At 68.5% G+C, this 25415-nt stretch carries 19 protein-coding genes and 2 pseudogenes; 6 read left to right on the top strand and 15 right to left on the bottom strand.

What is annotated here, in order from left to right:
- Nucleotides 1–2 precede the first annotated feature (2 nt).
- Entirely contained in the window at nt 3–788 is a 786-nt protein-coding gene (locus CAL28_RS04635; protein WP_094840191.1) for a substrate-binding domain-containing protein, read from the bottom strand.
- A 109-nt stretch (nt 789–897) separates the two neighbouring features.
- Nucleotides 898–2205 carry an MFS transporter gene (locus CAL28_RS04630; RefSeq protein ID WP_176463873.1) on the bottom strand — a complete coding sequence of 436 codons (1308 nt, stop codon included), beginning with the start codon at nt 2203–2205 and terminating at the stop codon, nt 898–900.
- A 459-nt stretch (nt 2206–2664) separates the two neighbouring features.
- Here CAL28_RS04630 and CAL28_RS04625 point away from each other — a divergent pair, with 459 nt between their 5' ends.
- From CAL28_RS04625 to CAL28_RS04605, 5 genes are all read left to right on the top strand, one after another.
- On the top strand, nt 2665–4071 hold the full coding sequence (locus CAL28_RS04625) for an APC family permease (RefSeq protein ID WP_094840190.1): 1407 nt from the start codon (nt 2665–2667) through the stop codon (nt 4069–4071).
- A 103-nt stretch (nt 4072–4174) separates the two neighbouring features.
- Complete coding sequence (locus CAL28_RS04620) at nt 4175–5413, top strand: MFS transporter (RefSeq protein ID WP_254925987.1); 1239 nt, start codon at nt 4175–4177, stop codon at nt 5411–5413.
- Nucleotides 5414–5771: 358 nt separating this feature from the next.
- Nucleotides 5772–9188, top strand: a complete 3417-nt coding sequence (locus CAL28_RS04615) for an autotransporter outer membrane beta-barrel domain-containing protein (protein ID WP_176463872.1) — start codon at nt 5772–5774, stop codon at nt 9186–9188.
- A gap of 75 nt (nt 9189–9263) precedes the next feature.
- The gene (locus tag CAL28_RS04610) at nt 9264–10019 is read left to right on the top strand and encodes a YoaK family protein (RefSeq protein WP_094840635.1); all 756 of its coding nucleotides are present in this window, start codon (nt 9264–9266) and stop codon (nt 10017–10019) included.
- A gap of 11 nt (nt 10020–10030) precedes the next feature.
- Nucleotides 10031–11407 carry a DUF763 domain-containing protein gene (locus CAL28_RS04605; RefSeq protein WP_094840188.1) on the top strand — a complete coding sequence of 459 codons (1377 nt, stop codon included), beginning with the start codon at nt 10031–10033 and terminating at the stop codon, nt 11405–11407.
- 20 nt (nt 11408–11427) lie between these two features.
- On the opposite strand, the gene CAL28_RS04600 is transcribed toward CAL28_RS04605, so the two are convergent.
- Nucleotides 11428–11829 carry a hypothetical protein gene (locus CAL28_RS04600; protein WP_094840634.1) on the bottom strand — a complete coding sequence of 134 codons (402 nt, stop codon included), beginning with the start codon at nt 11827–11829 and terminating at the stop codon, nt 11428–11430.
- A gap of 107 nt (nt 11830–11936) precedes the next feature.
- On the opposite strand from CAL28_RS04600, the gene CAL28_RS04595 reads away from it, so the two are divergent.
- Entirely contained in the window at nt 11937–13010 is a 1074-nt protein-coding gene (locus CAL28_RS04595) for a permease (RefSeq protein ID WP_094840633.1), read from the top strand.
- 38 nt (nt 13011–13048) lie between these two features.
- On the opposite strand, the gene CAL28_RS04590 is transcribed toward CAL28_RS04595, so the two are convergent.
- From CAL28_RS04590 to CAL28_RS04540, 12 genes and pseudogenes are all read right to left on the bottom strand, one after another.
- Nucleotides 13049–14449, bottom strand: a complete 1401-nt coding sequence (locus CAL28_RS04590; RefSeq protein WP_094840187.1) for a dipeptidase — start codon at nt 14447–14449, stop codon at nt 13049–13051.
- Between the two features lie 86 nt (nt 14450–14535).
- Entirely contained in the window at nt 14536–15513 is a 978-nt protein-coding gene (locus CAL28_RS04585) for a Bug family tripartite tricarboxylate transporter substrate binding protein (protein ID WP_094840186.1), read from the bottom strand.
- 98 nt (nt 15514–15611) lie between these two features.
- On the bottom strand, nt 15612–16694 hold the full coding sequence (locus tag CAL28_RS04580) for a protein-glutamate methylesterase/protein-glutamine glutaminase (protein ID WP_094840185.1): 1083 nt from the start codon (nt 16692–16694) through the stop codon (nt 15612–15614).
- A gap of 43 nt (nt 16695–16737) precedes the next feature.
- Nucleotides 16738–17583 (bottom strand): CheR family methyltransferase, encoded by an 846-nt coding sequence (locus tag CAL28_RS04575; protein WP_094840184.1) that lies wholly within the window; start codon nt 17581–17583, stop codon nt 16738–16740.
- A gap of 10 nt (nt 17584–17593) precedes the next feature.
- On the bottom strand, nt 17594–18883 hold the full coding sequence (locus CAL28_RS04570; RefSeq protein WP_254925986.1) for an EAL domain-containing response regulator: 1290 nt from the start codon (nt 18881–18883) through the stop codon (nt 17594–17596).
- Nucleotides 18880–19428 carry a chemotaxis protein CheW gene (locus tag CAL28_RS04565; protein WP_094840183.1) on the bottom strand — a complete coding sequence of 183 codons (549 nt, stop codon included), beginning with the start codon at nt 19426–19428 and terminating at the stop codon, nt 18880–18882. The genes CAL28_RS04570 and CAL28_RS04565 overlap by 4 nt, the downstream gene beginning before the upstream one ends.
- An 11-nt stretch (nt 19429–19439) precedes the next feature.
- Nucleotides 19440–20432 (bottom strand): annotated as a pseudogene (locus CAL28_RS30270) (methyl-accepting chemotaxis protein); the annotation flags it as partial.
- A gap of 144 nt (nt 20433–20576) precedes the next feature.
- Nucleotides 20577–21104 (bottom strand): annotated as a pseudogene (locus CAL28_RS30265) (MCP four helix bundle domain-containing protein); the annotation flags it as partial.
- 64 nt (nt 21105–21168) lie between these two features.
- Nucleotides 21169–23364, bottom strand: coding sequence for a chemotaxis protein CheA (locus CAL28_RS04555; protein WP_094840181.1), 2196 nt, complete (start codon nt 23362–23364; stop codon nt 21169–21171).
- A 22-nt stretch (nt 23365–23386) separates the two neighbouring features.
- On the bottom strand, nt 23387–23743 hold the full coding sequence (locus CAL28_RS04550; protein WP_094840180.1) for an STAS domain-containing protein: 357 nt from the start codon (nt 23741–23743) through the stop codon (nt 23387–23389).
- A gap of 25 nt (nt 23744–23768) precedes the next feature.
- Nucleotides 23769–24137, bottom strand: coding sequence for a response regulator (locus CAL28_RS04545; RefSeq protein ID WP_094840179.1), 369 nt, complete (start codon nt 24135–24137; stop codon nt 23769–23771).
- Between the two features lie 45 nt (nt 24138–24182).
- A complete protein-coding gene (locus CAL28_RS04540; protein ID WP_254925985.1) occupies nt 24183–25382 on the bottom strand; it encodes a methyl-accepting chemotaxis protein in 1200 nt (399 codons plus the stop codon).
- Nucleotides 25383–25415: the final 33 nt, after the last annotated feature.

The following is a 25415-nucleotide window of genomic DNA, read 5'->3' as shown; positions in this document are numbered from 1 at the left end:
GCTTACTTCTTCGTGACGGAGTCCAGGCCGGTTTGCCGCACGATGGCCTGCGCCTGCGGCGATGCCAGGAATTTCAGCAGCTCGGCCGCCTCCTTGGGGTGGGTCGAGCTGGCCGGCACGCCGCCGGCGAAGCGCGTGATCGACTGCACCGAATCCGGCACCTTGCCGACGAAGGTTACGCCGGGCACGGGCAGCAGTTCGGCGACCTGCTGGAAACCCACTTCATACTTACCGTTGGCCACCTGCGAGGCCACGGGGATCTTGGGCACCATCGTCGCCTTGGATTTGACCTGTTCCTCGATGCCCAGCTTCTTGAACATTTCCTTTTCGACGTAGACGCCGCTGGCGCTATCCGAATAGGCGATGGACTTCGCGGCCAGCAGGGTCTTGCGCAGCCCCTCGACGGTGGAAATATCGGGCTTGGGCTGGCCTTCCCGCACCACCATGCCGATGGGCGAATCGGCCAGTTCGACGCGCGAGGACTTGGCGACCTTGCCTTCCTTGATCAGGTCGTCCAGGGCATAGCCGACCATGATGACCACGTCGGCCGGCTCGTGCCGCGCCAGCCGGTTGGGGATGGCTTCGTGGGATTTGCCCATGGAAGGCCCATGCTCGGTGACCAGCTTATTGCCGGTGGCGGCGGTGAATTGCGGGCCCAGCTTGTCGTAGGCGGCGGAGAAGCCGCCCGAGATCAGAACGTGCAGTTCCGCCGCCTGTACCGGCGCGTAAGCCAGCGATGAGGCGAGCAGCGAACCGGCCAGGGCCAGGGTGCGAATGGAATATTTCATAGTCTCCTCGATAGCCGAGAGTGAAGAAAAAAAGCGGCCGGCGCTGTCTGGCGCCGGCCGCCAAGGACATTTCCCAAGGAACGGCCGGTACCCGCGCTTCAGTGCGATCTTACGTCTGCGTGGCCATGCGCGCGGCGGCGCCGCCGCGCGCATAAAGCGTCAGGGTCGCACAGAACCCGCAGAGCGCGGCGAACGTCATCCAGTACCCGGGTGCCGCGCGGTCGCCCGTCACGTGGATCAGCGCCGTGGAAATCTCCGGCGTGAAACCGCCGAATATCGCGGTGGCCAGGCTGTACGCCACGGAAAAGCCGGCCACGCGTACCGATGCCGGCATCACTTCGGTCAGCGCCACCACCATCGCGCCGTTGTAGACGGCGTACAGGAAGGACAGCCACAGCAGCACGATCAGCATCTTGGTGAACGTCGGCCCGTTCGCCAGGAAGGTCAGGGTGGGATACGCCGTCACGATGGCCAGGGCCGTCATGGTCAGCAGCACCGGCTTGCGGCCGATGCGGTCCGAAATGGCACCGCCGATGGGCAGCCAGATAAAGTTCGAGACACCGACGCAAAGCGTGACCAGCAGGCTGTCTGAGGTGCTCAGATGCAGGACGGTCTTGCCGAAGGTGGGGGCATACACCGTGATCAGGTAGAAAGCGGTCGTGGTCATCGCCACCATCAGCGCGCCGCCTACCATCAGCTTCCAGTTCGCCGCCAGCGCGATCCACGATTCGCGCAGGCCGGGACGATGGCTGCGCGCCTTGAAGGCCTGGGTTTCCTCCAGGCGGCGGCGCAGCACGAAGATGAACGGAATGATCATGCAGCCGACGAAGAAAGGAATGCGCCAGCCCCAGGCCGCGATGGTGGCGGAATCCATCCAGCGGTTCAGGCCGAAGCCCAGCGCCGCCGCGACCACGATAGAGATCTGCTGGCTGCCGGATTGCCAGCTGGTGTAGAACCCTTTGCGGCCCGGCGTCGCCATTTCGGCCAGGTACACCGACACGCCGCCCAGCTCCGCGCCGGCGGAAAAGCCCTGCAACAGCCGGCCCAGCAGGACCAGCAGCGGTGCGGCGGCGCCGATGGCCGCGTGCCCCGGCACGAAGGCAATCAGGATGGTCCCGCTGGCCATCAGCGACAGCGTGACGATCAGGCCCTTGCGCCGCCCCACCCGGTCGATATAGGCACCCAGCACGATCGCGCCCAGCGGCCGCATGAGGAAGCCCGCGCCGAAGACGGCGAAGGTCTGCATCAGGGAGGCGAACTGGCTGCTCGCGGGAAAGAATACGGCGGCGATCTGCGTCGCATAAAAGCCGAACAGGAAGAAATCGAACTGCTCGAGAAAATTGCCGGCCGTCACACGCACGACCATGCGCGCGAGGGTAAAAGCGGAAGGCCTTTCCGCCGACAGGGTTTGCTGCATACTTTCGGTCCTTTCAGGAATGCAAGGCGCCCCACGCATATCGGCCAGCAGAACCCTGGAAGGAATCGATGGAAAGCAACCGCGCCGCGCCGGAGGGACCGGACACGACGCGCGCGTGCGCATTACCTTCACTCGCCGCAAGGACAGTGCAATGGGGCACGCCACCGGGCCACTGCCCGGACCACCACAACCGACACGTTAGCCCGCCGACCTGACCCGCGCCTTAATGCCGCCGGCAAGGCAGGCGCCGTTCAACGGGAAGGCCTGACACGGGCCGCGCCGCGCCCGTGCCGCTCGGGCCTCTGCGTCCCTGCGGCCCGGCATCTGTATCGGTCGCGGCCCGGGCATACCACGCAGTATCGGGGCCGGTCCCGGCCGATCTGTACCGCCCGGGCCCGCCACTTGCTCATGCCTGGGCAGGCGCGGCCGGCGCCGGCATGAACACACGGGGGAGAAGCGATGTCCACGAGCCAGTCATCCATACAACAGGTACCGGGCGCCGACACGCCGCTCGCGCGCGTCATGGGACCGAAGCTGCTGCTGCTGTTCATCGTCGGCGACATCCTCGGCACGGGCATCTATGCGTTGACCGGGCAGGTGGCCCACGAGGTCGGGGGCGCGGCCTGGCTGCCCTTCCTGGTCGCCTTCGTCGTGGCCCTGCTGACCGCTTTATCGTATCTGGAGCTGGTCACCAAGTATCCCCAGGCCGCCGGCGCCGCGCTGTATGTGCACAAAGCCTTCGGCGTGCATTTCCTTACCTTCATCGTCTGTTTCACCGTCATGTGCTCGGGCCTGACCTCGGCGGCCACGGCCTCGCGCGCCTTCGCCGCCAATCTGTTCGCCGCGATCGGCATGGACGCCGGCGGCGACGCGGTCACCTGGGGCGCGCTGGGCTTCCTGGGACTGGTGATGCTGTTGAACCTGCGCGGCGCGGCGCACAGCGTCAAGGCCAATGTCGTCCTGACCCTGATCGAACTCAGCGGCCTTCTGATGGTGATCCTGCTGGGTTTCTGGGCCATCGGCGGCGGCCAGGCGGATTTCTCGCGGGCGATCGCCTTCGATACGCCGGAGGACAAAAGCGTTTTCCTGGCGGTGACCTCGGCCACCACCCTCGCCTTCTTCGCCATGGTGGGATTCGAGGATTCCGTCAACATGGCGGAAGAAACCCATGCGCCGCACCGCATCTTCCCCAAAGTCATGCTGACTGGCCTGGGCTTGACGGCGGCGATCTACGTCCTGGTTTCCATCTGCGCCGTCGCGCTGGTGCCCGTGGGCGAGCTGGCCGCCAGCAATACCCCGCTGGTGCTGGTGGTGCAGCGCGCCGCGCCCAACCTGCCCATCGACCAGATCATGCCGGTGATCTCCATGTTCGCGGTGGCGAACTCGGCGTTGATCAATATGATGATGGCCAGCCGCCTGCTGTATGGCATGGCGAACCAGGGCGTGCTGCCGGCCTTCCTGTCGCGGGTGCACGAGCGCACACGCACGCCGTGGGCCGCCATCCTGTTCACCACGGCGATCGGTCTGGGCCTGACCTGGCTGGTTTCGCGCGCGGAATCGCAGGCGATCCGGGCGCTGGGCGGCACCACCGCGCTACTGCTGCTGGGCGTGTTCGCATTCGTGAACGTGGCGGTGCTGGTACTGCGGCGCGACCGCGTCGGTCACGAGCATTTCCGGGTCCGTACCGTGGTGCCGTGGCTGGGCGCCGCCACCTGCCTGTTCCTGGTCACGCCGCTGACGGGGCGGGACCCCGTGCAATATCAAGTGGCGGGCTGGCTGCTGCTGCTGGGCGTGGGCATGTGGGGCCTGACCCTGCTGACGCGTCGCCAGGGCGCCATGCGCCTGGATCCGGAAAAGCTGGACTAAGGGGATACGCGGAAATTCAGCATACCGACAGTATTCGCGGAGGATAGTGCGCGCCTGTATCGCCCGGCGCCGGGCGCCCCGTCATCACTTCGCAGAGGCAGGTATGAACGCGCACCCTTCCCGTCCATCGCACAAAGCCGCCGTCGGCATGTTTTGCGTGCTGCTGGTGTCCTACATCGTGAATGCCATGGATCGCCAGCTGTTCTCCGTACTGGCCACCGATGTGCGCACGGCACTGGGCCTGGGTCTGCCGCAAGTCGGCCTGGCCGCGACGGTGTTCACGCTGGGCATGGGGGTGGCCGGCGTACCGACCGGCTATCTGCTGGAAAAAATGTCGCGCCGATCCGTCGCCATCCTGGGCCTGGTGATCTTTTCCGCGGCAACCTACCTGACGGCCTATGCCACCGGCCTGTCGGACCTGCTGGCCTACCGGTTCATTTCCGGACTGGGCGAGGCGATGCAACTGACGGCCCTGCTGGCGATCGGCACGACCTACTTTCATTCGCATCGCGCCGTGGCCGCCAGTTCGCTGAACTTCACCTTCGGCATCGGCGCGGTGCTGGGTCCCAATATCGGCGCGGCCATCCTGGGCGCCACGCACTGGCAGGCCCCCTTCATCGTCTTCGGCCTGCTGGGCGCGGTGGCGCTGGTCCTGATTCTGGTCCTCGTGCGTCCGTGGTTCACCGAAGTACGCGTATCGGACGAGACTACGAGCGACGCGCCGGTGGAAATCGATGTCGCGCAAAGCATATGGAGCTGGACGCCCATGACCCTGGCCGCGGCGACGGTTTTCGCCGGTCTGTCCATCTACGGCTATCTGGGGCTATATCCCACCTACCTGCGCGAGGCGCTGGGTTTCGCGCCCGGCCAGGCGGCGCTGGCCGTCAGCTTCTACGGTTTCGGCGCCCTGCTGTCCCTGTTGGGCGGCTGGCTGGGCGACCGCTACAACTACCGCCGGCTGCTTTTCGTGTCCCTGCTGCTGTCGGCGATTGCCGGCGGCCTGTTGTTCACCGGCCTGCAGAAGTCGCTGGCGCTGCACATCCTGTTTTCCTTCGTCTTCGGCGGCGCGATCAGCGGAATGGCATACGCCAATCTCTCCGCGGGCATCATCAAGTCGGTCAGGCGCTCCAAGGCATCGCAGGCATCCGGCCTGTTCGTCGCCGCGCTGTATATCCCCGCCGCTTTCGCCGGCTATCTGCTGGGCGAACTGAAGGTGTCCTTCGGCTGGACGGCCGCCGGACTGGTACAGATCGCCGGCTGCGCGGTCATCGCCGCCGTACTGGCCATCGTCGCCGCGGCGGGCCGCAGGGATAGCGCGCAAGCGGCGACGGCCCGGACCTAGCCCGATCGCACTTCGGACGAAATCGCGGCCGAAGACGCATCGCGCTTCGGACCGATCCTGCACCGCGGCTGAGGCAACCTCGGATCGAATTACCGGCGCGGCGCCGCGGCACACCGTGCCGCGCGCACTGGCTATAGGACTACGCCTGATTTTTGATGCAACACATCTAGGATTCAGGCCCGATTTTTCCCTTCCATAAGTCCTACGTAGCAGCGGACTTCTAGACTCCGGCCCTACCACGGCATGGGCGTTCATCATGGCCGCCCGCCATTTCCCCGCACATGACGTCCGGATACTCGCCTGCATGGCGCGTGTCGGTGCACGTTCGCGCGCCTGTTTGCCTCGGTGGAGCGTCCCCATGATCAGAGTCCATCTTGCAGTGCCGCTGCTGGCGGTCCAACTGGCGGCCGCCGATGTCGCCGCCGAACAAACGACCCGCCGGCAAGCCCCGGTTTTCGGCTATGCCTGGTCCGGCGCGGGCGGCGATTTCGATATCCCGGCGGGGGGCGACTTCGCCACGATCCCGCTCGGGCTGTCCGGTTCCGGCGGCCTGCGCAAATGGGGCAATGGGGAGCTGCGCCTGCATGGCGAGAACACCTACACCGGCGGCACGCATATCGCGAATGGCATCGTGCGGGTCGGCGATGGCGGCGTGCAGGGAAGCATCGCCGGCGACATTCTGAACGACGGCCTGCTGGAGTTCGATCGCGCGGACGATGTCACATTCCGCGGCCACATCGGCGGGCGCGGCGCGGTCCATTATCTGGGCATCGGCACGATGACGCTGACCGCAGACCACACCTACACCGGCATCACGGTGCTGACCGGTGGCAGGTTGCGATTGGGCAATGGCGGCACCGGCGGCTCGCTGGCGCGCGACATCTACAACGATGGCGCGGAACTGGTCTTCGACCGGCGCGACACGCTGCGGGTGCCGCAGGGCCTGCACGGCTACGGCAGGCTCGTGCAGGCGGGCACCGGCACCGTGGTCCTGAGCGGTCCCAACAGCCACAGGGGCCGCGTGGAGGTCCGGCGCGGCACGCTGGTACTGGAGGGAGACCAGCGCCGGATGACGGGACGGCTGGCCGTGCTGCCCGGCGCGACGCTGGCGGGCAGCGGCGAGGTGGGCAGCAAGGTGACCGTCGAGGACGGGGGCACGTTGGCGGCGGAGCGCCCCGGCCACACGCTGGCAATGGATAGCCTGACACTGCGTCCCGGCGCGATGCTGCGCGTCACGCTGGACGATGCGGCGGCGCCACGCCGGCCGCGCCTCGACGTGCGCCACAACCTGATCCTGGACGGCAGCGTCCATATCGCCGGCCGCGGCGAGCCCGGACTCCATCGGCTGATCGGGTACGGCGGGACCTTGACCGACCGTACCCTGGAGATTGCATCGGTACCGCCGGGCACGCGGCGCGAAGCCTGGCATGTGCGCGCGGCACGCGCGGGAAGGATAGACCTGCTGCATGACGGCGACCGCCCCGTGCGCTTCTGGCGCGCCGGCACCGACGGCAAGGGGGATGGGAAGGACAACCGTTGGCGCTCGAACGGCGGCCGGGCATGGTCGAAGGATGGCACGGGCGCCGACGAATCGTGGACGGCCGGCGCGCTGGCCGTTTTCGGCGGACGCGCCGGCACGGTGATCGTCGACGACAGCGCGGGAGCCGTGCGCTTTTCCGGCGCGCAGTTCATCGCGGACGGCTATGTCGTCGGCGGAACCGGTACGCTGGCCACGGACGCGGCGGAAACCGTTCTACGCGTGGGCGGCGACGGCGAAGACGAAGACGGCGGCGGCCCTGGCGCCGGCGGTAGCGGTAGCGCTCATGGCGGCAACACCATGCGCGCCACGATAGACGCGGATATCGCCGGATCGGGCGGTCTCGTCAAAACCGATCCCGGCACGCTGGTCCTGCACGGCAACAATCGCCATACCGGCGGCACGACGTTGCGGAACGGGACGCTGGAAATCCGCGACGATCGCAACCTGGGCGCCGCTCATGGGCCGTTGACGTTCGATGGCGGCGCGCTGCGTGCCACGGCCGATGTCACGGCGGCGCGACCGGTCATGGTGCGGCCGCGCGGCGGCAGCGTGGACACCGGTCCGCATACCGTGCGTTGGGCGGGCGCCTATACGGGCACCGGCGCGCTGGCGAAAACAGGGCGGGGCACGCTGGAATTGGCTGGCGTCAATACGGCCACGGGCGAAATCGCCGTCGCCGCCGGCGCGCTGCGCGCCGCCGCGGCAAACGCGCTGGGGCCTTCGATGCGCATCGCCGTGGCCCCTGGCGCGACGCTGGATACGGCCGGCCTGCCGCAGACCGTCGCCGGGCTGGAGAATGCCGGCACCGTCGTCCTGGGACCGCCGCCGGGCGTCGCGCCTGCCGCTTCCCCGCCCGCCAACGCGCTGGTCGTACGCGGCGACTACATCGGCCGCGGCGGCGTGGTGCGCCTGCGTACCACGCTGGGCGACAGCGACAGCCCGACCGATCGGCTGGTGATCGATGGCGGCCGCGCCAGCGGTCACACCCATCTTGCCATCGTCAATACCGGCGGCCTGGGCGCGCGCACCCTGGGCAATGGCATCGAAGTGGTACGCGCGGTCAACGGCGCCACGACCACGGCCCAGACGACGCGCGACGCATTCGACCTGCAAGGCGGCCACGTCGATGCCGGCGCCTACGAATACCGCCTGTATCCGGGCGACGCGAACGGCCGCGGCGAAAGCTGGTATCTGCGATCCACCTTGCCGGCGGCGGCGCCGGACCACGCCGAGGGCAGCGCGGCCACCCTGGCGACGGCGGCCGGCCGCACCAGCTACCGCCCGGAGACCGCCTTGTACGCGGCCCTGCCGGCCATGCTGGCGCAGGGCGACCTCGCGATGCTGGGCAGCCTGCACCGCCGGCAGGGCGACGATATGACGGGGGCCTCGCCGGAATCGGGCGCGGCGCGGCGCCGTGCCTGGGGCCGCGTGATCGACCAGGGCACACGCATCCGCCAGCAAGGCACGGTCGCCCCGCGCAGCGACGGCTGGACGTCGGGCGCGCAGCTCGGCAGCGATCTGTATGCCGGCATCCATCATCGTGTCGGGCTCTACGGCGGCACGCTGGGCTGGCGGCACCGCGTCCATGGCGATGCGGGCGGCGTCCCGGATCGGTACGTCGGCAGACTGCAGGGGCGATCCAATTACCTGGGCGCCTACTGGACCTACACCGCCGATACGGGCTGGTACGCGGACATGGTCGTGCAGCACGGCCACCAACGCGGCAAAGGCACCGCCATCAATGGCGGCCGCGCGGATATCCACGCGCGCGGCACGCTGGTGTCCCTGGAAGCCGGCACGCCCCTGCGGCTGGGCAGCCGCTGGACGGCCGAACCCCAGGCGCAGATCATCGCCGCGCGCCGCCATATCGACGACGTCGACCTGCCCGCCGCCACGGTGCGCCAACATCCCGGCAATAGCGCCACCGGCCGCCTGGGATTGCGGGTAAGGGGCGACTACAGCGGCCGGCACGGGCAGGCGCGGCCCTACGTGCGACTGGATTTCCTGCACGGGCTGGCGGGCACCGACGCGCAATCCATCAAGGGGCCGGGCGGCACCGCCCGCATCGGCGAGAGGCGCGGCTATACCTCGGCCGAACTCGCCGCCGGCGGCACCTGGGCGATCAACCGCCATGTCGGTTTGTACGGGGAATATGGCCGCCTGCTGCCCCTGGCCGGCCGCCAGCGGGTGGGTGCCGGACACGCGATATCGGCGGGCATGCGCATCGCCTGGTAAACCCCAGGAAAGAGACCTCGGCACGGCGCGAGTAGAATGGCCGCTCAGGCGCATTTCGATCCTTTTTCCGCCGCCATGCCCGTGCACTACCTACGTGCGTTGACCAGCCCCGGACGCACTACCGAAAACAACCGGCGGCTGGGACGTTCCCTGGCCTTCGTGGCCGGCGCGGCCAACGCCGGCGGATTTCTCGCCGTGGGCCAGTACACCTCCCACATGACCGGCATCGTTTCCGCGCTGGCGGATCACGCCGTGCTGGGCGAGGTCGCCCTGGTGGTCGCGGGACTGAGCGCGCTGCTGGCGTTCATGGTCGGCGCGGCTGTCTCCGCCATCCTTATCAACTGGGGCCGGCGGCGGCGCGCGCAAAGCGAATACGCCATGCCCTTGATGCTGGAAGCGGCGCTGCTGCTGGTCTTCGGCCTGCTGGGCGCGCAGCTGGAGCAGCAGCGCATGTTTTTCGTCCCCGCCACGGTCGGGCTGCTGTGTTTCATCATGGGCCTGCAGAACGCCATCATCACCAAGATCTCGAAAGCCGAAATCCGCACCACGCACATGACGGGTGTCGTCACCGATATCGGCATCGAAATCGGCAAGCTGCTGTACTGGAACCTGCGCGACGGCGCGCCGGAGGATAGCCGGGTGCTGGCCAACCGGCCGCGGCTGCGGCTGCTGGGCTCGCTGCTCGGCATGTTCCTGCTGGGCGGCCTGGCCGGCGCGCTCGGTTTCAAGCACATGGGGTTCATCGCCACGGTGCCCCTGTCGGCGATCCTGCTCGTGCTGGCCATCGTGCCGGTATTCGACGACATCGCCGCGCTGGGCCGGCGGCCGTAGGGGCGGCACGCATGCGTCGGGCGGGCAGCGCGGATCTTCCCTTGCATGGCGGCCGGGTGCCGGCCTGGCTGGGCGCGCGCATGACGCGCCTGGGCGCGGTTATCGCGCAGGCCATCGTGCACCACTACGGGCGCGACGAATTCCTGCGGCGGCTGGCGCATCCTTTCTGGTTCCAGTCCTTCGGCGCCGTCATGGGCATGGATTGGCATTCGTCCGGCATCACCACCAGCGTGATCGGCGCGCTCAAGCGCGGCCTGGCGCCCTTGTCGGGCGAGCTGGGCATCCATGTCTGCGGCGGGCGCGGCAACCATTCGCGCAGGACGCCGCAGGAATTGGCGCAGGTCGCCGATCGGGTCGGCGTGGACGGCGATGCGCTGGCGCGCGCCAGCCGCCTGGTGGCCAAGGTGGACAGCGCGGCGGTGCAGGATGGCTTCGACCTCTACCTGCACGGCTTCTTCGTGACCGACGACGGCAAATGGACGGTGGTGCAGCAGGGCATGAACGGCGACAGCCGCCTGGCCCGGCGCTATCACTGGCTGTCCGAGGACCTGCGCAGCTTCGTCGACGCGCCTCACAGCGCCATCGACGGTCCCAACCAGGGGCGCATCGTCAACCTGACGGACCATCGCGCCGCCGCGTCCCGGGAAGGACAAGTCATCCTGCTGCGCGACCAGGGCCCCGATTTCATCGTCGAGCAGGCCGGCGTGCTGGCCGCGTCCCGGCCCGACGTGTACGCCGTGGACGTGCCCGCGCCGCGCCCGCGCGGATCGGCCCGCAAACCCGCCTTGCGCGATGGCGACCCGGCTGCGCCCGACGTCGCCGCGCCGGCGCAGGGACAGCTCGCGCTGCCGCATCTCGTCATGCCGGCGCACCACGACGTCCGGCCCAAGGACGTGAACATGCGCCGCCTGCATGGGGCCCTGGCGGCCGCCGCGGAATGCGGCCCGACGGATTTCGCGGAACTGTTGCTGGTCCCCGGCGTGGGCGCGCGCACGGTGCGCTCGCTGGCCCTGGTGGCCGAGGTCGTGCATGGCGCGCCCTGCCGGTTCGCCGATCCGGCGCGGTTTTCCATGGCGCATGGCGGCAAGGACCGGCACCCCTATTCCGTGCCGCTGGCCGTCTACGATCGCACCATCGACGTCATGAAGACCGCCGTCAGCCAGGCCAGGCTGGGCAACGAGGAAAAACTCGACGCCCTCAAGCGCCTGGACCGCCAGGCGCGCCGGCTGGAACGCAGCGCGAACGGGCCGGCGCTGCCGGATTTCATCGAACAGGAACGCCACGATTCGCCCGACTATGCCGGCCGCAGTGTGTTCGGCTGGGAAACGCGGGCGCGGGTCCTGTCTGACGATGGCGCCGGCGACAGCGACAGCGGAAACGGCCGCTAGCCGCGCGGGACGCGGGCACGTCAGGTGTCGCGCAGCAGATCGTGGGAATTCAGGATGTCGTAGGCGATGTCCGGCCGCGCATCCAGACAGCGCCGCACCGCCGCCGGGATGCTTTTGCGCGTCAGCCGGCACAAGCCCGGGCATGCTTCCAGATGGATATCGAAGCCGCGCACCGTGCGCACCTCGTTGGCGCTGGGAACGATATGCAGCCTGATGCCCAACTGCGCCTGGATGCGCTCGCCCAGGTGCATCAGGTCGGCCAGATCGCGCGCGGCCTCGATACGCGCGACCAGCCGCTTTTCTTCCTGCTTGGTCAGTTGCAGGATACGGACGTCGCCCAGGGGATCGCAAAGCAGGCGTTCGCGATCGCAGACGCAGGCGCCCGGCGGGCATTCTTCACGGATGGGGAACGGCAGGTTCATGGCGGCAAGCGGAATGGCGCCCGACATCATAGTTCCTTTGCCGCCGCCGTAAAATGGCGCCCGACCGGCGCTTCCGCCGTCGCGACACCCCCATTTCCACACTCACGATGAAATCCGCGCTCGATACCCGACGTTCCGCCAACCCCGCTTTGGGCATTGCCGTTTTTCTGCTGATCGCCGTGGCCGGGCTGTTCTATGTGAAGTGGTCGCCCTACTACAACCGCGCCTGGGTGGCCGCCGACAGCCATTCCATCGGCAACTCGATCCTGATGGGCACCGCCGACAGCCCGCCGCCGCCCTCCCTGGGCGCCGCGCTCGATTACGCACTGGCCTACGGCAAGGCCATCTGGCAGGCCATGGTGCTGGGCCTGCTGCTGGGTTCGGCCGTGCAGGCCCTGCTGCCGCGCCGGTGGATCGCCCGCGCGCTGGGCGGCACGGGCCTGGGCAGCGTGGTCGCCGGCGGTCTGATGTCCCTGCCCGGCATGATGTGCACCTGCTGCGCCGCGCCAGTGGTGGCCGGGCTGCGCAAATGCCAGGCGGCGCCGGGCAGCGCCGTCGCGTTCTGGCTGGGGAATTCGGTGCTGAATCCCGCCACGCTGGTTTTCATGGGCTTCGTGCTGGGCTGGCAATGGTCGGCGCTGCGTCTGGCGCTGGGCGTCGTCCTGGTGTTCGGGCTGGGCTGGCTGCTCAATCGCATGAGCGCCGCGTCGGGCCGGACGGTAGACGCCGCGCCCATGCAGGCGCTGAGCGCGCAGGCGGCAGCCGCCGAAGACGACCACCCCTTCAAGCGCTGGGCCGCGATTTTCGCGCGCATGACGCTGCGCCTGGTGCCCGAATACATCGTGCTGGTGCTCCTGCTGGGCGCGGCCCGCGCCTGGCTGTTCCCGCACATCAGCGCCGACGTCGACAACCATCTGTGGTGGATCGCGGGCCTGGCGGTGGCCGGCGCGCTGTTCGTCATTCCCACCGCGGGCGAAGTCCCCATCATCCAGGCGATGCTGGCACTGGGCATGGCGGCCGGCCCGGCCGCCGCGCTGTTGATGACGCTGCCCCCCATCAGCCTGCCTTCGCTGGCGATGCTGGCAGGTTCTTTCCGCCGCGTGGAACTGGCGACGGTGTTCATCGGCGTCGTCGCGACCGGCCTGGTCGCGGCCGGGGTGGCCATCGCATTGGGGTTCTAGCGCCTTCACGGCGCATGGCGGACGGCCCCACGGGCCGGTCATGCGGCGATCGTGGCGGCCCACACCCGCGCATAGTTGCCGCCCAGCATCAGCGCGGCTTCGTCCTCGGTGAAACCGGCATCCAGCAGGGCCCGCGCCAGCAGCGGCAGCTTGCGATAGCTGTTCAGCACCGACGGTCCCAGCAAGCCCAGCATGTCGCTACCCACGCCGACGTGGCGCACGCCCACCGCGTCCGCCATCGCCCGCATGCCGCCGGCCATCGCGGCCAGCGAGGGAAACGTGGCGGCCACCGGCCAAATGCCGATAACCCCGTCCGTATCGGCGATCAGGCGCGCATGGGCCGGCGAAATGGCGCGGCTGTAGCGTGACGGCCGCTGGCTCAATGCGGTGTGGGACAACACCAGCGGGCGCGCGGAGACGGCCGCCGCGCGCGCCACCAGGGCCTGCGTGCCATGCGCGACGTCCACCACGATGCCCAATCGATTGCATTCCCGGATCACCTCCGCGCCGAAATCCGTCAGCCCGCCGTGCACCGGCGGCGCCGTCTGGATATCGCCCAGCTCGTTGACGCGGTAGTGCGTCAGCTGCAGATGGCGCAGCGCATGCCGTTGCCATGCATCCCGCAGCCGCCCGACATCGCCTTCCAGGAAATCGGCGCCCTCGGCCGCCACGATGACGCCGCCGCCCGCGGCGCGCGCGGCGGCCAGTCCGGGCGCATCGAGCACCGCGCGCAGGCCTTGTTCCGCCATCAGGGCATGCAGCCGCAGAAAGGCCGCTTCGCCCCGCGCCGCCATTTCTCCGGGTTCCGGATCGCGGTAGGCGACGATGCGGCGCCGCCCGGATGCGGTCTCGACGATGTGATCGACGCTGGAATCCGTGACGATGGCCATGCAGACGACGTCCATGCCGCCGGCCCGCATGGGCGCCGCCACGGGCGTGAACGGCGGCGGCACCGGCGCGCGGCCCAGGTTGATGTGGCCCGCGTGGCTATGCATATCGATGGTGGGGACCGCTTGCCGCGCCGGCAGCGGCCGTGTTCCACCGGGCGCCGCGCAGGCGGCAAGGCCCGACAAGGCGCCCAGTGCCAGGAAGCGCCGCCGGTTCAACCCCGCGGCTTCCCAGGGATCCGCGATGGGTGTGACGCGAGCATCGCGGATGCGGTATCGCCAGCCGGCGGCGTCGCCGCTAAGCGGCTGCCAGACGCCCTCGACGCGGACGGGACCGGCACAGGCGGCGACCGCCGCGTCGGCATGGATTTCCACCGCCCTGTCCGGCGCCAGGCTGGCATGGGCGCCGCAACATGGCGAATCCTGTATCAGCACCAGCGTGTCGGAAGGCTGACCCGGCACGGGGAAGACGGGATAGCCCGCCAGCACCACATGCCGGCCCGCGGCAATCGCGCGGGCGCCGGAATAAATCAACCGCCATTGCAAGCGCATGGCCGCTCCTGGATGGGATCACGGAATCGCCGCCATCATGCCCGGCCAGGCTGTCGATATGCTTGCTGGGCGCCGCGGCCGCCCGCTTACTCCACGGATATATTGCGGTCCCGCGCCACCTGCTTCCAGGTCTTGGCATCCCGTTGCACCAGATCGGCGAACTGCGCCACGGAGAGGTCCGACGGCACGGCGCTTTCGGCGGCGAACATATCGCGCATCCGGGGTTCCGCCACGATCGCGCGGACGTCTTCGTTCAGTTTGCGCACCATGGCCTCGGGCAGCCCGGCGGGCCCCAGCAAGCCCCACCACAGCTGCACGGCGTAGCCGGGCACGGCATCGGCCGCCGGCGGCAGGTCCGGATAGAACGGCGAGCGCTGCGGCGAGGTTACGGCCAGGACGCGCACGCGGCCGCTTTTTAGCATGGCCGATATCGAGGCGAAACTGGCGACGATCATATCGACCCGTTCGCCCGCCAGGTCGTTCATGGCGGGCGACATACCCTTGTAGGGCACGTGCATGAAGGACACCTTGGCCATGCCCGCCAGGATCTCGCTGGCCATCTGGTTGATCGAGCCGATGCCGGCGCTGCCGTAGGTCAGCTTGCCGGGCTGCTTGCGTGCGTCATCCAGCAGCGCGGCCAGGCTGTCGTACTTCGACGCCTTGCCCACCGTAATCGCCATCGGACTGGAGGCCAGCATCGCGATCGGGCTGAAGTCCTTGATCACGTCGTACTGCAGCTTGGGCTGTACCGCCGCGTTGGTCGTGAAGGTGGAGGAGCTGAGCATCAGCACCGAGCCGTCCTTCGGCGCGCGGGCCACGTAGTCCGCGCCGATGGCGCCGCCCGCGCCGGGCCGGTTTTCGACGATGACGGAATTATGCAGACGGGCCGAGAGCTTCTCGGCCAGCACGCGGGCGAACACGTCGTTGCTGCCCCCGGGCGGGAATGGCACGACCACCGTCATGGTCTTGGGAAAGACAGGCTCGCCCTGCGCCTGGGTGGCGACAGGGTGCGCGGCCAACAGGCCGCATGCCAGCATACCGGCCAGCAGTGCGAAACGTTTCATGGGGCGGAGTCTCCGTTGGATGCGGGCCGTCGTGGCGGCGCCGTCAGTGGGTTTGCTTCGATACTAGGGGGATGGGCCAGAGAAGGCAAGCCGCGCGGCTAGCGCGGCGCGACGGCCTGGATCTCGCGGGCGATCGCCGACAAGGGAACCGTACGCTCCACCCCGCCCCGCTTGATCGCCTCTTTGGGCATGCCGAAGACCACGCAACTGCTCTCGTCCTGCGCCAGCGTGCGCGCGCCGGCCTGGCGCATCTCCAGCATGCCGGCGGCACCATCGTCGCCCATGCCGGTCATGATGATCCCCAGCGCATTGGGGCCCGCGTGTCGCGCCACCGAGCGGAAAAGCACGTCCACCGATGGCCGGTGCCGGTTCACCAGGGGGCCGTCGCGCACCTCGACGAAATACTGCGCGCCGCTGCGCTTGAGCAGCATGTGCCTGCCGCCCGGCGCGATCAGCGCGCGCCCCGGCACCACGCGGTCGTTGTTCTGCGCTTCCTTCACGGAGATCTGGCATATCCCGTCGAGCCGCGCCGCGAACGCCGCCGTGAATTTCTCCGGCATGTGCTGCACGATGACCAGGCCCGGGCACACGCGTGGCAATGCGGTCAGGACTTCCTCCAGCGCCTGCGTGCCGCCGGTGGACGTACCGATGGCCACCAGCCGCTCGGTGGTCTGCAGCACGGGGCGGTGATCGGCCGGCGGCAGCACGGCGTCGGCGTTGTGCCTGGGGGTGGGCACGGGCGGCGTCGATGCCGCTGCGGCGTGCGGCCGGGACCGCACCCGCGCCCCCGCCGCCGCGCGCACCGTGGCGATGAGCTCGCTGGCGCTATCGGCCAGGAACTGCTTCAGGCCAAGCTTGGGCTTGGTCACCACCGCCACCGCGCCGGCGGCCAGCGCTTCCACGGTGACGCGCGCGCCTTTTTCCGTCAGCGTCGAGCAGATCACCACCGGCGTCGGCCTTTCCTGCATGATCTTGCGCAGGAAGGTCAATCCGTCCATGCGGGGCATTTCGATGTCCAGCACGATCACGTCGGGCCAGGCCTGCTTCATGCGCTCGCTGGCCAGTATCGGGTCGGCGGCGGCGTGCAGCACTTCGATGCCGGGGGCTTCCGACAGCAGTCCCGCCAGTACCTGGCGCACCACGGCGGAGTCGTCGACGACCATGACTTTGATGGATGGCATAGGGCACCAGGAAAACGGGGGTTGCGCTTGCGGCGGGCCGGCCTCAAGGCTTGCGGTAGACGGAAGGCATGACGCTGCTGACCGCATTGGTCACGCCATGCAGGCTTTCCGAATGGCCGATGCACAGATGGCCACCCGGCTTGAGCAGGCCCAGCACCCGCTCGACGACCTTGCGCTTGGTATCGCCGTCGAAATAGATCATGACGTTGCGCAGGAAGATGACGTCGAACCGGCCCAGGTCCGGCAGCGGCGCGTTCAGGTTCGCGTGCAGGAAACGCACATGGGCGCGCAGGACGCGGTCCACCAGCAGGGTGCCCGCGTGCGGTCCGGTGCCTTTCAGGCAATAGCGCTTGCGATAGGCGTCCGGCATTTGCCGCGCGCGCTGTTCCGAATAATGGCCACTACGCGCGCGCTCCAGCACGCGCGTACTGATATCGGTGCCGACGACCTCGAAGACGGGCGCCACGCCCACGGGCCGCGCCGCCGTATCGCCTGCCCACAGGCAATCGGCCAATACCATGGCGGCCGTATAGGCCTCCTCGCCAGAGGAACTGGCGGCGCTCCAGACGCGGAAGGGTGCCTTCGGGCGACGGCCGTCCGGGCCGGGCTCGGCGGCCAGGCGCCGCAGTACATCGAAATGCCGGGGCTCGCGGAAGAAATAGGTTTCGTTGGTGGTCAGCAGATCGATGGCGATCTGCGTTTCCGCCGCGCCGCCGTCGCTTTGCAACAGGGAAAAATAGTCGCCATAGCTGTCAATGCCACGCGCATGCAGGCGCTTGGACAAGCGGCCGGAGACCAGCGCCTTCTTGGCGTCCGATAGCGTGATGCCAGCCGCCTCGTGGATGAAGCGCTGGAACTGGGCGAACTCTTTATCGTTGATCGGCTGCATGGCGGCGTGTTCAATCTTCGGCGGGGGCTTGGGCGGGGGCGCGCAGCAGCGCCAGTCGCGTCCGATGGGTTTTCAGCCAGGAAGGAATGGCCTCGCCCGGCATGGCGGGCGCGATGAAGAATCCTTGCCCCAGCGCGCAGCCCAGGCGTTGCAACAGGCGCCAATCCTCCAGGGTCTCGATCCCTTCGGCCGTCGTGACGAGCCCCATTTCAGAGGCCATGTCGATGGCCGCGCCCAGGATGGCCCGCAGTTGCCTGCGCCCGCTCGCGCCATGCACGAAGGCGCGATCGATCTTCAATTCGGTAAAGGGCACGCGGGTCAGTTGCTGCATGGAAGAAAAACCCGTGCCGTAGTCGTCGATGGACAAGCCGAAGCCACGCAGGCGCAACCGTGCCAATAGCCCGCGCGCGCCGCTGTCGGCGTCGACCAGGGAGCTTTCCGTGATTTCGAAGGCGATTTGTTCCGGCGGTACCTGGAAGCGCTCCACGACCTCCAGGATGCTGTTGGCCAGTCCCGGCCAATCCAGCAGCAGGGGCGACAGGTTCACGGCCAGCGACAGCCGCAGGCCGCGCCGGCTCCAGCGCGCCACCTGGGCCAGCGCCTGCTCCATCACGATGAAGGTCAGCGGATGGATCAGGCCGTATTGCTCGGCCAGCGGAACGAAGGTGGCCGGCGACATATCCCCCGCCTCGGTATGCGTCCAGCGCGCCAATGCTTCCACGCCGCGTATCAGGCCGGTGCGCATGTCGGCCTTCGGCTGATAGTGGACGTGGATCTGCCCGTCGCGCAGCGCGGCTTCCAGCATGCCGGGCGAGATGGGGACTTTGTCGGTCCGCGTCCCGCGGCCACGATCGCGCGCATCCGTGCCGCGCACGCCACGCCGGCCCAGGACGCCGGCCAATACTGCCTCGGTCAGCGGTTTCTCCAGCCCGGCCAGGACATGGAAGCCCAGGCCCGAGGCCACCGACGCCACGGAATCGATCATGGCGCTTTCGCGGCCGGAGGCGATCACGAGATCGGGAAGGATGTCGCGGATCCGCAGCTGCTCCAGCAGCTCGATGCAATCCATGCCGGGCATCTCGATATCGACGATCATCACCTCCGGCCTGGGCGCCGCATCGGCCAGCAGGGTCAGCGCCGCCGACCCGCTCGATGCCTCGTGGATCGCGTGGATGCCCAGCGCCCGGCACAACGCGGCGGCGTGCGCGCGATGCACGGCGCTGTCATCGACGACCAGGACCGTCGCCACGCCGTGCGGCGCCGCCGCCACGGGCCCGACCTGGCCATCCCCGCTCATCATCCCCCCGCGCCGTCCATCATGGCGGGCGCGCGCGCCGCCGCGTCCATTCCGGACTCCAGCCCCTCCATGGACATGACGTGCTCCACGGCGAGCAGGATGACGAAACGCCCGCGCACCTTGCCCACCCCGGCGATGAAATCGCTGCGCAGTCCCGTACCGAACGCGGGCGGCGGTTCGATGTCGGACGGCGCGATCTCCAGGACTTCGTTGACGCCATCCACCACCACGCCCACGACATGCGGGCCGCCGTCGTCCACCTCCAGTTCGACGATCACGATGCAGGTGCGCTTGGTGACGGGCGACGGCACGCGACCGAAGCGCGTCTGCAAGTCCATGACCGGCACGACCGCGCCGCGCAGATTGATCACGCCACGGATGCACGGCGGCATCATGGGCACCAGCGTCAGGTCGTGGTATTCGATGATCTCCTTGATGGCCAGGATGCCGATGGCGAAGGTTTCGCCGCCCAGCATGAAAGTCAGGTACTGCGAGGGTTCGGCGCCGCCCTGGGGGCCCGCGCCGTTCGATTGTGGCAACGCGCTCATCGCCGTGCTCCTCAATAGCGCACGAACTGCGATTCGTCGATCGCCTCGGCGCCGGCGAAGGACAGCTTGCCGGCCGGTTCGGCCGCCACGGTTTCCCGGGCCACGGCCGGGGCGAAGGTCTTGGCCGCGATGGGGCGCTTGCGCGCCGCGGCGGCCGCGCCCTTGGCCCTGGCGACGCTTTCGGACAGCTTGAAGAAGCTCATTGCCTGCTGCAGCTGCTCGGCCTGGGCACTCATTTCCTCGGCAGTCGCGGCCAGTTCCTCGGAGCTGGAGGCGTTCTGCTGCGTGGTCTGGCTCAACTGGCCGACGGCCGCATTGATCTGCCCCACACCGGAGGACTGCTCTTCCGAGGCAGCGGTGATCTCCTGCACCAGGTCGGAGGTCTTGCGGATATTCGGCACCATCTGCTCCAGCAGGCGGCCGGCGCGTTCGGCCAGGTCCACGCTGGACCCCGCCACGTCGCCGATTTCCTGCGCCGCCACCTGGCTGCGCTCGGCCAGCTTGCGGACTTCCGCCGCCACCACGGCGAAGCCCTTGCCGTGTTCGCCCGCGCGGGCCGCTTCGATCGCCGCGTTCAGCGCCAGCAGATTGGTCTGGTAGGCGATGTCATCGATGATGCCGATCTTCTGCGCGATCTGCTTCATCGCCGCGACCGTCGACGTCACTGCCTCGCCGCCTTCCGCCGCTTCCACGGCGGCCTTGCCCGCCATGCTGTCAGTGACCTTGGCATTCTCGGTGTTCTGGGCGATGGAAGCCGTCATCTGCTCGATCGAGGCGCTGGTTTCCTCGACACCGGCTGCCTGTTCGCTGGCGGCCTGGCTGAGCGATTGCGCCGTCGCGCTGACTTCCTCCGAGGCACCGGCCAGCGCTTCCGCGCTGCTGTTCACCTCCGACACGACCTGCGCCAGGCGGCCGACCATATTCTTGACGTTGGCCATCATGCTGGTGCTGTCGCCCTTGCGCGTCCGGACCGCCACCGAGAGATCGCCGCCGGCAACCTGCTGCAGGACTTCCGCCGCGTAGGAGGGCTCGCCGCCCAGCAGCTTGAGCAGGCTGCGGGTAATGAAGAAACCGATCAGGACGGCCAGCGCAATCGCGCCCGCGGACATGGCCAGCACCAGGGTACGCGTCTGCTCGTACAGCACGTCGCCCTCGGCATTCGCTTGGTCCATCTGCTGGACCTGGTACTTCAAGAGGTCGCGGACCGCCTCCTCCAGCGCGGTATTGGCCGGCAGGATATCGCTGCGCAGGTAGTTCATGGCGCTGGACTTGTCCGCCCCCGACGCAAGGGCAAAGAACCCGTCGATACGCTGCTCCAGCAGCGTCCGGGCGTCGCTGACCTTTTTCAACATGGCGCGTGGCCCATCGCCCGTGATGGTCTTGTCCAGTTGGCCCATGACCTGGCCGCGGGCGACCGCGTTGTCGGCCACACGCTTGCGCAGCCGCGTCGCCTCGGCCTCGTCCGCCACCAGCAACAGGCCGCGCAACTGCCGCCCGTCGTCCAGCGAGCGTTGCAGCACTTCATTCAGCTGCGCGGTCTTGGGGTAGCGGTTCATCGTCACTTCCGTGAGGCCCGCATTGACTTTCTCCAGCCGCGTGATGCTAAGCACCGATATCGCCGCCAGCAGGGCAATCACGATGCCGAACCCCCATGCCAGTCGCGTGGCCACCTTCATATTCCCGAACATGCCTATCTCCCTAAGAAACTGCGTCGCGGCCATCGGACCGCGCGGTGCCACGTCAAACCGGCAGGCGGGCATGGCCCGCCGCCACGAAACTGTGCGCCTCGGCCATCAGCGCCGGGACATCCAGAATCAATGCCACTTCGCCGCTGCCCAGGATGCTGGAACCGCTGATCCCGCGCGCCTGGGCGAACAGGCGCGACAACGGCTTAATCACCGCCTGGGTCTCGCCCAGCAGCGTATCGACCACCAGGCCGATGCGCTCGCCACCGTGCCGGACGACGACGATGTTTTCCCGCGCGGCCGGTACGCCCGGCAGGCCGAACATGCGGCGCAGGCGGATGAACGGCAGCACGCGGCCACGCAGGTCGGTGTAGTCGCGGTCTTCCACCGGCGTATAGGCGATGCATTCCTCGACCATATCCAGCGGCAGCACGAACAGCGATCTGCCCACGGCCACCTGGAAGCCATCGATGATGGCCAGCGTCAAGGGCAGGCGCACGGCCACGGTGCTGCCCTGGCCCGCGCGGCTGGAGATCTCCACGCTGCCGCGCAGGGCCTCGATATTGCGCTTGACCACGTCCATGCCGACACCGCGGCCGGACAGATCCGTCACGGCCGGCGCGGTAGAGAACCCCGGCTCGAAAATCAGGCGGTACACGTCTTCGTCGCGCATACCCCGGCCATCCTCGATCAGGCCGCGTTCGATGGCCTTTGCCACGATGCGGTCGCGGTCCAGCCCCGCGCCATCGTCGCGGACCTCGATCACGATGTGGCCGGATTCGTGGCGCGCATCCAGGGTGATCGTCCCCTGCGCCGGCTTGCCGCGCGCCACCCGCGCCGCGGGGGCTTCGATCCCATGGTCCATGGCGTTGCGCACCAGATGGGTCAGCGGATCGCCGATGCGCTCGACCACCGTCTTGTCCAGCTCGGTATCCTCGCCGCGTACCACCAGTTCGATGTGCTTGCCCAGGCTGCGCGACACATCGTGCACCACGCGCCGGAAGCGGTTGAAGGTCGCCCCGATCTTCACCATGCGCAGTTGCAGCGTGCTGTCGCGCACGGCTTCCACCAGGTCCGCGACCTGGGAATTGCAGGCCTGCAGCTCGGCGTTGCCCACGCGGGCCGCCGCCACGCTGGCGCCCGACGATGCGGTGATCAGCTCGCCCACCAGCGATATCAGGTGGTCCAGCTTGTCCGCGTCGATACGCATGGAACGGTTTTCGCGCGCTTTGCTGTCCTTGGCCTGTTGCTGCTTGGCCAGGGCCAGATCGACCACGGGTTCGGCCACGGTCTGCTGCCGCACCAGTATCTGCCCCAGCGGGCCTTCGGCCGCGCCGCTGCGCTGGGCGTGCAGGGCTTCGGCCAGCTCGCGCGGGGTCAGCGTGCCGCAGCGCACGAGCATATCGCCCAGCATGGCGGGCTCTTCGCCCAGTTCTTCGATCATCAGCATGTAATCGGCCGTGCCGCTGCGCGGCGGAATGATGCGGATGTCGCAGTCGTCCAGCACGAACTCGAACGTGCTTTCGATGGTGGCCTTGTCCGCCGGACTGTCCAGGCCAATCTCCAGGCCCAGGTAGCAGGCTTCCGGGTCCATGGCATCCAGCGCCGGCAGCCGCCCGGTCTGGCAGGCCACGCCCGTCACGCTGCCCAGCTTGTGCAGGTATCGCACGAAGGACAGCGGATCCATGCCGTTGCGCAGCACGCCTTCGTGAAAGCGCAGCGAAATATGCCAGTGATCCGGGACGCCTGCCTCGTGGCCGCCATCGCGCGCCTCGATGCCGGATCCCCCGGCGTCGGATGCGGCGCCTTCGGCCGGCCAGGCAACGCCCGCCGCGTGGGTGGCGGCACCGGCATGTGCCCCTTCCAGATGCACGGACAGGCGGTCCAGCAAGGCCGTCGCATCGCCCGCCAGCGACAGGTCTTCCGGGCCGCCGCCGTCGGCCACGCGCTCGACCAGCCTGCCGATATAGTCGTTGCAGCCCAGCATCAGCGCCACCAGGTCGCCGTCTATGGCCACCGTACCTTCGCGCACGCGATCCAGCACGCTCTCGACGTGGTGGGTGAAGGAGACGATGTCCTCGATGCCGAACAGGCCGGCCGACCCCTTGATGGTATGGGCCGCGCGAAAGATGGCATTGACCGCGTCGTCGCGGTCTTCCGCATCGGCGACGATCAGCAGCGCCGATTCCATTTCCGCCAGCAGCTCACGGCTTTCCGTGATGAAGGTTTGCAGCGCCTGATCCATGTCCATGTCGATACTCCGGGAGGGGCCCTCAGGCGGTTGACGCGAGACCCGCGTCGTGCAGGCCCATGGCGTCATCCGCGATGCCGGGCGGCGGGTCGTCGAGGGCGTCGCGGAAGGTGTCTTCCAGGCCCAGCAACCGGATGGCTGCCTCCACATTGGGCGCCATGCCCGCGAAGCGCAGCTCGCCTCCGCGCGCCATGGCGTGCCCGCGCGCGGCCAGCAGCAGCTGGATGCCGGCCGTGTCGGTTTCCGTGACGGCGCGCAGATCCAGGCGCACGACGTCCGGCCCGGGCTCCGTTGCCAGTGCCTGCAGCAGGCGCTGGCGCGTGTCCTGCGCGGTGTAGATGGTGAGTTCGCCTTCCAGGCGCAAATGGACGTCGGTCACGGCGCGTCTCCAGGGTGGCCGGCCATCAAGGCAGGATCAGCTTCTCGACGGCGCCCAGCAGCTGGGCCGGCTGGAAGGGCTTGACGACCCACGCCTTGGCGCCGGCAAGTTGCCCTTCGCGCTTTTTGGCTTCCTGGCTTTCGGTGGTCAGCATGATGACCGGCGTGAAACGGTACGCGGGCAGCTGCTTGACCTCCTTCAAAAAGGTAATGCCATCCATCTGCGGCATATTCACGTCGCTGATGATCAGGTGGACTTTCTGTCCCGTCAGCTTGGCCAGCGCGTCCTGGCCGTCGCGCCCTTCGATGACGTCATAGCCGGCGCCGCGCAGCGCGATGCCGACGACCTGCCGCACCGATGCCGAGTCGTCGACGATGAGTATGGTCTTTGCCATGGCGAGGATCCCCTGGAATTAATGTGCGGGCACTGGGCCCTGGATTCAAAAGAATGTGATGTCGGTGGACGCGGCCGCGGCGGTGGCGGATGGCGCCCCCGCCGTCGCGCCACCCGCGCCGGAAGTCCGCCCGGAGGGAGCCGCCGCGACGGAAAGATGGACTTCCCGCTCGTCGGCCATCGCATACGTGCGCTCCAGTTCGCCCAGCAGGACGGCCGAGTCCAGCGGCCGCAGTTCACCGGACTCCGCGCAGGCGTCACCGTAATCGTGGATCACCGCCGGCAGCCGCTCGATATTGGCGCCCACATGCGCCATCACCTGGCTGACCCGATCCTGGAACTGCAGCTGCACCAGCGCCTCGCTGACCTCTTCCTGGATACCCTGGCTTTCCTGGCGCAGCGCATCCGTGGTGCCGGCCAGCCCGTCGGCAAAGGCGCGGAACCGTTCCAGGACTTCCTGGATCGACGCTTCGGAGGCATCGATGGCCGCCTGCTCCTTGCGCGTGGAGTCCTCCGCCGCCGCGCACGTGGCGACGATGGCGTCGCCGATAAAGGCAATCTTCTCGGCGATGCGCGCGCCGGTCTCGCCGGATTGCTTGGACAGCGCCCGCACTTCCTGCGCGACCGTGGCAAAGCCGCGGCCCAGGCTGCCTGCATGCGCGGCCTCGATGGTGGCGTTAATCGCCAGCAGATTGGTCTGCTGGGTGATCTGGCCGATGGCCTGGACCATGCCCTGCAATTCGTCGACGAACCCTTTCAGTCCCTGTACCTTGGCCAGCAGGTCGGCCTTGGTCTGCATGCTCGCGCCCAGCAGGTCCACCACGCTTTCCAGCTGCTCCGCGCTGCGCGCCGACACGCTCTCGGCCGAATCGCCGTGGCCGGCGCCATCGCGGGTGGACAGGCGCAGGGTCTGGTCCAGCCGGGTGGCGATTTCCCCGAAGCGCATGCTCAGCGCCGTCACCGCGCTCTCCATCTGGCCGCGCGAGGATTCGATCTGGCGCGACCAGACCGGCGCCAGGTCGGCGCAGAACGCTTCCAGGTCGCGCACGTGGGATTCGATATCGATCGCCTGGCGATTGGTCTGGCGCCGTCCGGCGTAGCCGGCCAGCAAGCCGGCGCAGGCCAGCACGGCGCCGGCGGCCATGGCCGGCACCGTCCAGCCGGCGGCAAACGCGGTGGCGGCGCCCCCCGCGATGCCCAGGATGGGCGTCGCAACCGAAGAGCAGGAAAGACCAGCGAAATTCATGTCGACGCGCGTCCGTGGGCATGGCCGCCAGGA

This window comes from Bordetella genomosp. 11, from assembly GCF_002261215.1.
In the GTDB taxonomy this organism is placed as follows: Bacteria; Pseudomonadota; Gammaproteobacteria; order Burkholderiales; family Burkholderiaceae_B; genus Bordetella_C.
The sequence above is the reverse complement of the archived record's forward strand: the minus strand, read 5'-3'. Positions and strand labels throughout refer to the sequence as shown.

Coding starts and splice junctions, on each gene's coding strand:
- CAL28_RS04635 (WP_094840191.1), bottom strand. CDS start 788: ATGAAATATTCCATTCGCACCCTGGCCCTGGCCGGTTCGCTGCTCGCC.
- CAL28_RS04630 (WP_176463873.1), bottom strand. CDS start 2,205: ATGCAGCAAACCCTGTCGGCGGAAAGGCCTTCCGCTTTTACCCTCGCG.
- CAL28_RS04625 (WP_094840190.1), top strand. CDS start 2,665: ATGTCCACGAGCCAGTCATCCATACAACAGGTACCGGGCGCCGACACG.
- CAL28_RS04620 (WP_254925987.1), top strand. CDS start 4,175: ATGAACGCGCACCCTTCCCGTCCATCGCACAAAGCCGCCGTCGGCATG.
- CAL28_RS04615 (WP_176463872.1), top strand. CDS start 5,772: ATGATCAGAGTCCATCTTGCAGTGCCGCTGCTGGCGGTCCAACTGGCG.
- CAL28_RS04610 (WP_094840635.1), top strand. CDS start 9,264: ATGCCCGTGCACTACCTACGTGCGTTGACCAGCCCCGGACGCACTACC.
- CAL28_RS04605 (WP_094840188.1), top strand. CDS start 10,031: ATGCGTCGGGCGGGCAGCGCGGATCTTCCCTTGCATGGCGGCCGGGTG.
- CAL28_RS04600 (WP_094840634.1), bottom strand. CDS start 11,829: ATGAACCTGCCGTTCCCCATCCGTGAAGAATGCCCGCCGGGCGCCTGC.
- CAL28_RS04595 (WP_094840633.1), top strand. CDS start 11,937: ATGAAATCCGCGCTCGATACCCGACGTTCCGCCAACCCCGCTTTGGGC.
- CAL28_RS04590 (WP_094840187.1), bottom strand. CDS start 14,449: ATGCGCTTGCAATGGCGGTTGATTTATTCCGGCGCCCGCGCGATTGCC.
- CAL28_RS04585 (WP_094840186.1), bottom strand. CDS start 15,513: ATGAAACGTTTCGCACTGCTGGCCGGTATGCTGGCATGCGGCCTGTTG.
- CAL28_RS04580 (WP_094840185.1), bottom strand. CDS start 16,694: ATGCCATCCATCAAAGTCATGGTCGTCGACGACTCCGCCGTGGTGCGC.
- CAL28_RS04575 (WP_094840184.1), bottom strand. CDS start 17,583: ATGCAGCCGATCAACGATAAAGAGTTCGCCCAGTTCCAGCGCTTCATC.
- CAL28_RS04570 (WP_254925986.1), bottom strand. CDS start 18,883: ATGATGAGCGGGGATGGCCAGGTCGGGCCCGTGGCGGCGGCGCCGCAC.
- CAL28_RS04565 (WP_094840183.1), bottom strand. CDS start 19,428: ATGAGCGCGTTGCCACAATCGAACGGCGCGGGCCCCCAGGGCGGCGCC.
- CAL28_RS04555 (WP_094840181.1), bottom strand. CDS start 23,364: ATGGACATGGATCAGGCGCTGCAAACCTTCATCACGGAAAGCCGTGAG.
- CAL28_RS04545 (WP_094840179.1), bottom strand. CDS start 24,137: ATGGCAAAGACCATACTCATCGTCGACGACTCGGCATCGGTGCGGCAG.
- CAL28_RS04540 (WP_254925985.1), bottom strand. CDS start 25,382: ATGAATTTCGCTGGTCTTTCCTGCTCTTCGGTTGCGACGCCCATCCTG.